Source organism: Actinomycetota bacterium (assembly GCA_036280995.1).
Classification (GTDB): Bacteria; Actinomycetota; CALGFH01; order CALGFH01; family CALGFH01; genus CALGFH01.
Genome location: DASUPQ010000491.1, coordinates 1 through 9,873 on the forward strand (window position 1 = coordinate 1; position 9,873 = coordinate 9,873).

General features: G+C 77.0%; 9 protein-coding genes and 2 pseudogenes. 7 read left to right on the forward strand and 4 right to left on the reverse strand.

The features are described 5' to 3' along the window. Both VF468_16470 and VF468_16475 read right to left on the reverse strand, forming a co-directional pair. Positions 1–1,275 (reverse strand): integrin alpha (locus tag VF468_16470; GenBank protein ID HEX5879889.1); only part of this gene is annotated, 1,275 nt, incomplete at its 3' end. Positions 1,276–1,320: 45 nt separating this feature from the next. Beyond that, positions 1,321–2,835, reverse strand: a complete 1,515-nt coding sequence (locus VF468_16475; GenBank protein HEX5879890.1) for an integrin alpha — start codon at positions 2,833–2,835, stop codon at positions 1,321–1,323. A gap of 155 nt (positions 2,836–2,990) precedes the next feature. On the opposite strand from VF468_16475, the gene VF468_16480 reads away from it, so the two are divergent. The 7 genes and pseudogenes from VF468_16480 (at position 2,991) to VF468_16510 (ending at position 8,770) form a co-directional block, all read left to right on the forward strand. Next, positions 2,991–3,860, forward strand: coding sequence for a PAC2 family protein (locus VF468_16480; GenBank protein HEX5879891.1), 870 nt, complete (start codon positions 2,991–2,993; stop codon positions 3,858–3,860). A gap of 59 nt (positions 3,861–3,919) precedes the next feature. Beyond that, on the forward strand, positions 3,920–4,150 hold the full coding sequence (locus tag VF468_16485) for a helix-turn-helix domain-containing protein (protein HEX5879892.1): 231 nt from the start codon (positions 3,920–3,922) through the stop codon (positions 4,148–4,150). After that, positions 4,151–4,357: pseudogene (locus VF468_16490) on the forward strand (Clp protease N-terminal domain-containing protein). A gap of 18 nt (positions 4,358–4,375) precedes the next feature. Beyond that, a pseudogene (locus VF468_16495) lies at positions 4,376–4,702 on the forward strand (Clp protease N-terminal domain-containing protein). Positions 4,703–4,807: 105 nt separating this feature from the next. After that, complete coding sequence (locus VF468_16500) at positions 4,808–5,386, forward strand: sigma-70 family RNA polymerase sigma factor (GenBank protein HEX5879893.1); 579 nt, start codon at positions 4,808–4,810, stop codon at positions 5,384–5,386. A gap of 7 nt (positions 5,387–5,393) precedes the next feature. Next, positions 5,394–7,454 carry a zf-HC2 domain-containing protein gene (locus VF468_16505; GenBank protein ID HEX5879894.1) on the forward strand — a complete coding sequence of 687 codons (2,061 nt, stop codon included), beginning with the start codon at positions 5,394–5,396 and terminating at the stop codon, positions 7,452–7,454. After that, positions 7,451–8,770, forward strand: a complete 1,320-nt coding sequence (locus VF468_16510) for a M15 family metallopeptidase (GenBank protein ID HEX5879895.1) — start codon at positions 7,451–7,453, stop codon at positions 8,768–8,770. Before VF468_16505 ends, VF468_16510 begins: the two co-directional genes overlap by 4 nt. Here VF468_16510 and VF468_16515 read toward each other — a convergent pair. After that, positions 8,767–9,336, reverse strand: a complete 570-nt coding sequence (locus tag VF468_16515) for a TIGR03086 family metal-binding protein (protein HEX5879896.1) — start codon at positions 9,334–9,336, stop codon at positions 8,767–8,769. The two genes, VF468_16510 and VF468_16515, sit on opposite strands and share 4 nt — an antisense overlap. 56 nt (positions 9,337–9,392) lie before the next feature. Beyond that, positions 9,393–9,873: FtsX-like permease family protein (locus VF468_16520; protein ID HEX5879897.1), on the reverse strand; the 481-nt coding region annotated here is incomplete at its 5' end.

The following is a 9,873-nucleotide window of genomic DNA, read 5'->3' on the forward strand; positions in this document are numbered from 1 at the left end:
GGCGTCGAAGTCCTCCGGGTTGGCCTGTTGCAGCAGCCGGCCCCCGCCCGGGCCGGTGGGTGACCCGGCCAGCAGGTTGACCGCCCCGGCGTCGACGTCGGGGCCGACGTCCTCGGAGCGGACCCCGACGGCCAGGTCCCACGGTCCGACGCCGTCGGCGTCGACCGGCGCCAGCGCGATCCCGAACCGGTCGTCGGTCTCCGGGGTGCCGGGGATGCCGGCCGTCCCCTGGTGCAGCAGCCGCTCGGAGGCCAGCCGCTCCGGCGGGCCGCTGAGCACGCTGACCGCGCCGGCGAACGCCCGGCCGTTGACGGTCTCCCCGAACGCCCCGACGGCCACGTCGTCGCCGGCGGCGGCGTCGAGGCCGCCGGTGGCCACGGCCATCCCGAACGCGTCGTCGACCTCCGGGTTGCCCTGCGTGACCAGGGAGCCGTTGACCAGGCCGCCCGGCGACCCGGCGAGGACGTTCACGGCCCCGACCTCCCCGACCTCGCCGACGTCCTCCCCGGGCACCCCGACGACCAGGTCGGCGAGGTCGTCACCGGCCAGGGTCCCCGCGGCGACCGCCTGCCCGAACCAGTCGAAGTCCTCGGCCGTCCCGGCGACGCCTCCGCTCCCCTGGGTGAGGGTCTGGGCGCCGCTCGGGGTGATGCCGTCCGCCGAGCCGAACAGGATCGTGACGGCGCCCGCGTCCCTGACGGCGCCGACGTTCTCGCCGGGGGCGCCGACGGCCAGGTCGGCGAACGTGTCGCCGTTGAAGTCACCGGCGGCGAGGGAGGTGCCGTACCGGTCGTTCGGGGCCGGGCTCTCCTGGAGGAGCAACGGGCCGCCGGTGAGGCCGCCGGCGGAGCCGTAGAGGATGTTGACCGCGCCGGCCAGGCCGACCCCGCCCACCGCCTCGCCAGGGGACCCGACGGCCAGGTCGACGTAGTCGTCGTCGTTGAAGCGGCCCTGGGCGACCGCCGCGCCGAAGGCGTCGCCCGCCTCGGCGGTCCCGCCGACGCCCTCGCTGTCCTGGGAGAGGACGTCGGCGCTGGGCGCGATCCCGTCCTCCGACCCGAGCAGCAGGTTGAGAGCCCCGGCACCGGAACGGTTGCCGAGCGCCTCCCCCGGCGCCCCGACGGCCAGGTCGTCGAACCCGTCCCCGTTGAGGTCGGCGAGGGCGGCCCGCTGGGCCGGCGCGGCCCCGGAGGACCGCGCCCCGCCGGGGTCGGGCGGGGCCACGGCAAGGAGCGCGGCCGCGGTCACGGCGACCATGGCGGCGGTTCGGCGCATCGGCATCTCCCCCCTCCAGACGACGGGGGGAGGCCGTTGGTTCGGTTACTCCAGCGCGACCCCGAGGGTGTCGCCCGTCTCGGCGGTGCCGCCGAGCCCGCCGGAGCCCTGGGTGAAGACCGGCCCGGGAACGACGGTGCCGCCACCGCCGCCGAAGGCGTTGAACACGCTGACCGCGCCGGCGGCCGCCGCCGCCCCGACGGTCTCCCCGGGGGCCCCGACGGCCAGGTCGAAGAACCCATTGAGGTCGAAGTCGTGCAGGAAGAACCCGCCGGCGATGGCCGACCCGAAGTTGTCGAAGTCCTCCGGGTTGGCCTGGGTGACCAGGGTCCCGCCGCCCGGGCCGCCCGCCGACCCGGCCAGCAGGTTGACCGCCCCGGCATTCTCGTCCGGGCCGAGGTCCTCGCCGGGCACGCCGACGGCCAGGTCCCACGGGCCGATGCCGTTGCTGTCGGTCGGCGCCACCGCGCCCCCGAACTGGTCGAAGCTCTCCGGGCTGCCCGGGATCCCGGCCGTGCCCTGGAACAGCAGCCGCTCGTTGGCTAGCCCGCTCGGAGGACCGTTGAGGACGCTGACGGCACCGGCGAACGCCCTGCCGCCGACCGTCTCGCCGGGGGCGCCGGCGGCGACGTCGTCGCCGGCGGTGTTGTCGAAGTCGCCGGTGGCCACGGCCGCCCCGAACAGGTCGAGGAGCTCCGGGTTGCCCTGGGTGGCCACGGCGCCGGCGACCAGGCCGCCCGGCGAGCCGGCGAGCAGGTTGACCGCCCCGGCGTCGCGGGTGGCGCCGACGTCCTCGCCAGGGGCGCCGACCACCAGGTCGGCGATGCCGTCGCCGCCCAGGATGCCGCTGGCCAGCGCCTCCCCGAAGGCGTCGTCCGCCTCGGCGGTCCCGCCGGCGCCCCCGCCCTGGAACAGGGTCTGGCTGCCGGCGGTGGTCAGCCCGCCCGGCGACCCGAACAGCACGGTCACGGCGCCGGCGTCGCCGGTCGCGCCGATGTCCTCGCCGGGGGCGCCGATGGCCAGGTCGAAGACGCCGTCGTCGTCGAAGTCGCCCGCGGCCAGCGCGGCCCCGAACCCGTCGCCCGTCTCGGCGTTGGCCTGGGTGAACAGCGGCCCGCCGGTGAGCCCGCCGCTGGAGCCGTTGAGCACGTTGACCGCGCCGGCGGCGGTGTCGCTGCCGACCGCCTCGCCGGGCGCCCCCACGGCAAGGTCGAAGATGCCGTCGTCGTTGAAGTCGCCCTTGGCCACGGCAGCGCCGAACCGGTCGTTGTCCTCGAGGCTGCCCCCGACCCCGCCGCTGCCCTGGAAGAACACGTCGGCGCTGGCCTGCAGGCCGCCGGCCGAGCCGTACATGACGTTCAGGGCGCCCGCGTCGGTGGCGGCCCCGACGTCCTCCCCGGGGGCGCCGACGCCCAGATCGGTGAACCCGTCGTCGTTGAAGTCGACCCGGGCCTCCTGGGCGGCGGCCCGCTCCTGGCCGGGCGCGCCCGCGGCAGGCGGGACGGTCACCAGCAGGGTCACGAGGCCCACCAGGGCCGTTAGCACGACCACACGTCGCATCTCCATCACCTCTCCACCGAGGGCAGCCGGGAGGTAGGCTGCGCGCTGGACTCCCGCCTGTCCAGGTAGGTTCGAGTGGTCCAATCGGATCGGCTGGTTTTGCTGCAGAGGCATACGGTCGCCGCGCCGGGGGGGAAGCGACTACCCTGCCTGGCATGGGCAAGCTGCTCGACCTCACCGACCCGCCGGCGCTGCGCGACCCGTTCCTGGTCGTGCACCTCCACGGCTGGACGGATGCCGGGCTGGCCGGCCAGACCGCGGCCGTGTTCCTCCGGTCGCGCTGGAACGCGACCCGGCTGGCCGCCTTCGACGCCGACGAGCTGATCGACTTCCGGGCCCGGCGCCCGGTCGTGCGGCTGGCCAGCGGCACCATCGAGGAGGTGACCTGGTCGCCGACCGAGCTGCTCAAGGCCACGCCCGGGGGCGACCGGGACGCGCTGCTGCTGACCGGGCCGGAGCCCGACTTCCGCTGGGGGGCGTTCTGCGACGAGGTGATCGAGGCCTGCCGGCGCCTGCAGGTGGTGGAGGTGTTCGGGCTGGGGGCGTTCCCGGCCCCGGCGCTGCACACCGACCCGGTGGCGGTGGTCGGCACCTCGGCCGACTCCGACCTGGCGGAGCGGCTGGAGACGGTGCCGGTGATCGTCGAGCTGTCGGCCGGCATCCAGACCGTCCTCGAGGAGCGGCTGCACCGGGCCGGCATCCCGGCCACCGGGCTCTGGGCCCGGGTGCCGCCGTACCTGGCCGGCGGCGCCCATCCACCGGCGGCCCTGGCCCTGGTGGAGACCCTGGGCCGGCTGACCGGGGTCGAGATCGAGACCACCGAGCTCGACGCGGCCACCAAGGACCACCTGGAACAGGTCGAGCAGGCCATCCGGGAGCGCCCCCAGATCGCCGAGTTCGTCGACCAGATCCGCGGCATGGTCGAGCAGGGCGCCGACGAGCGCATCCCCTCCGGCGACGAGATCGCGGCCGAGCTCGAGCGCTTCCTGGGCCAGAACCCCCCCGAGGGCGGCGAGCCCCGCTAGTCCCGGCCTCTGTCAACAGGGGTTGACAACACCCTCCGTGTCAACCTAGGATGACAGCCATGGACGAGGCAACCGAGCTGGCGAACGCGGTGGACAGCAAGGACCCGCGGGTCGGGCTGCGGGCGGTGGCCGCGCTGCGGCGGCTGCTCGAGCAGCTGGAGACCCTGCAGGTGGCCAATGCCCGCGCCGCCGGCTGGTCGTGGCAGGAGATCGCCTCCGAGCTCGGGGTGAGCCGGCAGGCGGTCCACAAGAAGCACGCGGCCCGCCGGGGCCTGCTGCGGAGGGACTGAATGTTCGAGCGCTTCACCGACCGGGCCCGGAACGTGGTCGTCGACGCCCAGGCGGCGGCCCGCCGGCTGGGCCACGGCTACACCGGCACCGAGCACATCCTGCTCGGGCTGCTGCAGGGCGACGGCATCGCCGCCCGGGCCCTGGGCGGCCTCGGAATCACCGCGGCGGCGGTCGAGCGCGAGGTCCTGGCCGAGGTCGGGCGCGGTCCCCTGGGCCAGCGGGACGCCGAGGCCCTCGGGGCCATCGGCATCGACCTGGAGGAGGTCCGGCGCCGGGTCGAGGCGTCGTTCGGGCCCGGCGCCCTCTACTGGCGTCCCGGCCGCGGCTGCAGACGGGGCCGGCGCGTGCCGCTGGCCGCCGGGCACATCCCGTTCTCCCCGAGGGCCAAGAAGGTCCTGGAGCTGAGCCTGCGCGAGGCCCTGGCCCTCAAGCACAACTACATCGGCACCGAGCACATCCTGCTCGGCGTCGCCCGCGAGGGCGAAGGCCTGGCCATGCTGATCCTGACCCGCCTGGGCGCCGGCCCCCAGGTGATCCGGGCCCGCGTGCTCGACGCCCTCCGCTCCACCGGCTGAACTTTCTCCCCGCGGGGCTCGTCTTCCTCTGGGAGGACGGTGTTGGATTGCGGGTGCAGCGGGTCGACCAAGGGGCCGCGGGTGGAAGAACCGGAGCCGGCCGTGGTGCGGGCGGCGATGGACGGCGACCTGGCCGCGTTCGAGCGGCTGGTCCGCTGCTACCAGGCCCACGTCTGGCGCTTCCTGCGCCACCTGCTCGGCGACGCCACCCTGGCCGAGGACGTGACCCAGGAGACCTTCCTCCGCCTCTACCAGCGCCTGCCCACCTTCGCGGGGCGCTCCAGGTTCTCGACCTGGGTGTTCCGGGTGGCCCGCAACGCCGGGGTCGACGCCCTGCGGGCGGCCCGTCGCCACGACCGGCTGCTGGCCGCGCTGCCGCCGCCGCCGCCCGGCCCTCCGCCCGAGGCCCGGGTCGAGGCGATGGCGGCCGTGGCCAGCCTCAGCCCCAAGCTGCGCGAGGCCCTGCTGCTGGTCGAGGTGTTCGGCTTCACCTACCGCGAGGCGGCCGAGGTCCTGCGGGTCCCCGAGGGCACCGTGAAGAGCCGCGTCTTCCAGGCCCGGGTCCGCCTGGTCGCGTGGCGGGACGAGGGGTCCGGGGGCTCGGGCAGCGGAGCGGCGGCCCACGGACGTGACGAGGAACGGAGCGCCGGTGAGCTGTAGGGAGGCCATGGCGGAGCTGTCGGCGGCCGCCGACGGCGAGCTGGCCACCGGCCGGAGGGCGGCGCTGGAGGCGCACACGGCCGACTGCCCGGCCTGCACGGCGTTCCAGTCCCGCCTGGTCACCCTGCGCCAGCAACTCCGGTTCGAGCCGGTCGGGGTCGTCCCCGACGTCGCCCCCCGGGTCCTGACGGCGATCCGGGCGGGTCGGGCGGGACCGCTCCAGGCAGGCCGGGCGGGGTCGGTTGGGGAGGGCCGGGCGGAGCCGCTCCAGGGAGGTCGGGGGAGATCGCTTCCGGGGGGTGTGGACAACCGGGAGCACCCCGTTTCGGGCTCGGCTACGCTCCCCCTCCGGGGGGCCTCGCACGGCGAGGTCGGGTTCGGGCGTGTTCGGCGGGCGCGGGGGCGGGGGGCCGCGGCCCGGCGCGAGGGGCGGGGGCCCGCGGCCCGGCGCGAGGGGCGGGGGCGGGGGCTGCCGGTGGTGGCGGCGTTCCTGTGCGGGGTCGTGCTCGGGGCGACCTTCATCGGGCTGGGGCGGGGCGGGCCTGGGCAGGTCGCCATGGCCGACCTGCCGGCACGGGTGGTGGCGGCCCAGCGGGGGCTGGGCTCGCTGGCCGCGGACGTGTCGCTGGTCGAGCGGGGCTGGGATCCGCGAGTGCCCGAGCGGCGGTTCGCCGGGCGGCTCCGCTACCGCGCGCCCGAGCACCTCGCCCTGGAGCTGACCGACCGGACCGCCTACCCGTCGGCCGCCTGGCCCCGCAGCGACCTCAGCCTGGTCGTCACCGGGGACCGCTGGTGGACGAGGGGCCAGCGCGCCTGCCCGGCCGAGGCGATGCCCCAGTGCGCGCCGCCAGGCCGGCAGGTGCGCCTGGTCGAGCGGCGCGAGCCGTTCGCCGACGCCACCCCCGTCCCCCTCGACCTCGTCACCCCCGTTGGGAGCTTCACCCCGGCCGGGACGGGCGCCCCCCTCGGGACGCGGCGGGTCGCCGGGCGGGCCGCGACCGGGGTGGCCACCACCGTCGCCCAGGTGGCGCCGCTGCTGGCCGGCCTGGCCCCCGCCGGGGCCGGCAACCTCCGCGACCTGCACCCGTCCGACCGGGTCGAGCTGTGGCTGGACGACACGGCCCTGGTCCCGCTGGCCCTCGCGGTCCGCGCCGCCCCCGGCGACGAGCGCCGCGCCTGGGCGGAGGCGCGCGGCTACCGGGACCGGCCGGGCCAGGCCGTGCTCGAGCTGACCCTGTCGCGGGTGTCGCTGAACCGGCCCCTGGAGGCGGACGCGTTCCCGCCCCCGCCGGCCGGCGCCCGGGCCGAGGACGCGGGGTTCCGCGACCGGGGGGCGGCGACCGCCTCCAGGGACCGCGACCTGGTCCCCGGGTGGCTGCCGGCGGGGTTCCGCCCCTACCGGGACGGGCAGGCCGGAGGGCCGCCGGGATCGGCGGCGGCGGTGCGCACCTGGACCGACGGGCGGGCGTGGGTCAAGGTCCGCTCGACCCGGAGCTGGCCCGGTGGCCGCCTGTTCGGCGACCTGGGCGAGCTGGTCCGCCAGGCCGGCCTCGGCGCCGGGGTCGCCTACTGGAGCGAGGACGGCACCCGGGTCGCGGTCCACACGGCCGCGGTCGACCTGGTCGTCATGGGCAGCGTTGGCGAGGCCGACCTGGCCAGGGTGGCGGCCTCCCTGCCCGTGGCCGGGCGCCCGGTGCCGGCCGGATGGGCCGAGGCGGCGACCTCGTCCCTGCCCGAGGCCCTGGCGGCCGACCCCGGCCTGCGCCGCCCCCGCGACCTGCGAGGGTTCGCGCCGCCGGCCGTGCGGGTCGACGGCCGGACGGTCACCCTGGCCTATCCCGGGCCCGGATCGCGCGGCTTCCTGCTGGTCCAGACGCCCGGCGACCAGCTGACCCCGCCCCTGGACGACGACCCGGCCGGCGTCCGCGTCCGTGGCGCCGACGGTCGCTGGAGCCCGGCCCGCGGCGAGCTCGAGTGGGTCGAGGCCGGCCGGGTCCTGACCCTGCGCAGCGCCACCCTCTCCCTGGAGGAGCTGCTGGCCGTCGCCGCCTCCCTGGAGCCGGCATGACCGCCCGCTGGCTGAAGCCCGCCGCGGCCGCCGTGCTCGGCCTGGTCGTGGGCGCCGGCACCGCCCTCGCCCTGCAACGCCTGCCCGAGCCAACGCCCCCGCGCGCCACCGCCACCGCCACCGGCTCGGCCACCGGCCTCGCCCCGCCGGGCACGCCGGGACCTCGGCCCCCGGCGCCGGGGCCCCCGGTGGGGGAGCGTAGCCGAGCCGGGAACGAGGTGCCCGGCCTCGTCCACAGCCCCCCGGCCCCGGCGGACCGGGTGCTGCTGGTGTGGACCCCGGGGCGGCTGCCGGACGGGCTGGCCGGGCGGGCCGGGCGGATCCGCGGGGTGCGGGCGGTGACCGTGGTCAAGGGCGGGCTGGTCGGGCTGACCGGGTCGGTCGACAGCGACGGGCGGCCGCTGGACCGGCCGCGACCGGGCACCACCGTGCCGCTGGAGGCGATCGGCTTCGACCCCGCCACCTACCCGGCCCTGCTGCCGGCCGCGGCCAGAGCCGCCTTCGCCCGGCTGCGGCCGGGCGAGGCCCTGCTCGGGGCGACCTCGGCCCGGCTGCGCCGGCTGGGGCCGGGAGGCCGGCTGCGGCTCGCCCCCGGGCCCGGCGGGCCGGGACGGTGGCTGACCGTCGCCGGGGTGGTGGACGACACCCTGGTCGGGGCGGCCGAGGTCGCGGTCACCGCGACCGGGGCCAGGGCGGTCGGGATCACCAGGGACCGCTACCTGCTGCTGGCCTACCGTGGCGGGCGGGCCGCGGTCGCCGGCGCGGTCCGGCGCGCCCTGCCGCCACGGCTCCGGGTCCGGCTGCGCGGCCCGGGCGAGACGCCCTTCTTCCGGGCCGGGGACGCGGTCCTCCCCCAGGCGCTGGTCAAGGAGCGCTTCGGCGAGTTCGCCTGGCGCAAGGGCGCGGCCGACGCCTACGACCAGGACCCGGCCTGGCGGGCGGCCAACCTGGCCACGGCCCGGGTGCCGATCCTCGGCCAGGTCCACTGCAACCGGGCCCTGCTCCCGGCCCTTGCCGGGGCCATGGGCGAGCTGCGCCAGCGCGACCTGGCCCGGCTGGTCGACCCCGAGGCCTACCGCGGCTGCTGGAACCCGCGGCTGACCCGGAGCGGCAGCGGGGTGTCGCGCCACGCCTGGGGCGCGGCCGTCGACCTCAACGTGGCCGGCAACCCGACCGGTCTCGCCTCGGCCCAGGACCCGCGTCTGGTCGAGGTCATGGAGCGCTGGGGGTTCACCTGGGGCGGCCGCTGGCTGGTCCCGGACCCGGCCCACTTCGAGTGGCTGCGGTCCCCCAGACCCCCCGGTCCCGGGTCCTAGGCGGTCCGGCCGAACGCGGCCAGGAGCACGGTCTGGGCGTCGGCGCCCGGCGGGGTCTCGGGCCGGTCGCCGATGGCCCCGATGGCCCGGTAGGTCGCCTCCATGGAGGCGAACCAGGCGGCGCAGGCGTCGACCAGCTCGGGGTCGAGGCGCTCGTCGGCCCCGACGGCCCTGGCCAGATCCCAGGCGTGGATCAGGTGGTCGGCGAACAGCTGGGACACGTACTCGGTGGCCGGGGTGGGCCCGCTGGACAGGTCGACGGTCCGCTGCAGCGCCCCGTCGGCCTGGACGGCCCGGACGGCCTCGGCGGACGAGTCGCCCCAGGCCGCCCTGGGGTCGTCGCCGAGCAGGTCGCCCTCGTAGCGGTCGCCGACCTCGGCGATGGTGCTGCCCTCCATCAGCGGCACCGTCCAGCGGTTCTCGTACACGAGGTGGTTGACCAGCTGGCGCACGTTCCAGTCGGCGCACGGGGTTGGCAGCTCCCACTGGTCGTCCCCGACGGCCCGGACCCGGGCGTCGAACTCCTCCACGGCCCTCCGGTGCAGCTCAGCCTGGTCAGCGGGCATGACCGATCCTCCTCGCTCCGTGCTCGACTGGCCCGCGAAGCCTACCGCTCCGCCGCCTACTCGTAGCGCAGGGCCATGATGGGCTGCATACGGGCGGCCTTGCGGGCCGGCCAGACGCCGAAGAACACGCCAACGGCCACGCTGACCCCGAAGGCCAGGGCGACCGACCAGCCGGTGATGGCCGCCGGGATCGGCGAGAGCCGCCCGACCAGCAGGGCGGCGCCGATCCCGACGAGGATGCCGACGATCCCGCCGCTGACGGTCAGGGCGACCGCCTCCAGCAGGAACTGGCGCAGCACGTCGCGGGTGCGAGCGCCCACCGCCTTGCGCAGCCCGATCTCGCGGGTCCGCTCGGACACGCTGACGAGCATGATGTTCATCACCCCGACCCCGCCAACGACCAGCGAGATCCCGGCGATCGAGGCCAGCACCAGGGTCAGGATGCCGAGGATGCGCCCGACCACCCCGAGGATGTCCTCCTGGGTGAGGACCTGGTACTCCTGCTCGGGATGGGCCCTGGTCACGACCTCGCGGATG

Excerpts from the sequence above, each read along its gene's own strand:
- VF468_16485 (HEX5879892.1), top strand. The coding sequence starts at position 3,920 with ATGGACGAGGCAACCGAGCTGGCGAACGCGGTGGACAGCAAGGACCCG.
- VF468_16475 (HEX5879890.1), bottom strand. The coding sequence starts at position 2,835 with ATGCGACGTGTGGTCGTGCTAACGGCCCTGGTGGGCCTCGTGACCCTG.
- VF468_16505 (HEX5879894.1), top strand. The coding sequence starts at position 5,394 with ATGGCGGAGCTGTCGGCGGCCGCCGACGGCGAGCTGGCCACCGGCCGG.
- VF468_16480 (HEX5879891.1), top strand. The coding sequence starts at position 2,991 with ATGGGCAAGCTGCTCGACCTCACCGACCCGCCGGCGCTGCGCGACCCG.
- VF468_16515 (HEX5879896.1), bottom strand. The coding sequence starts at position 9,336 with ATGCCCGCTGACCAGGCTGAGCTGCACCGGAGGGCCGTGGAGGAGTTC.
- VF468_16510 (HEX5879895.1), top strand. The coding sequence starts at position 7,451 with ATGACCGCCCGCTGGCTGAAGCCCGCCGCGGCCGCCGTGCTCGGCCTG.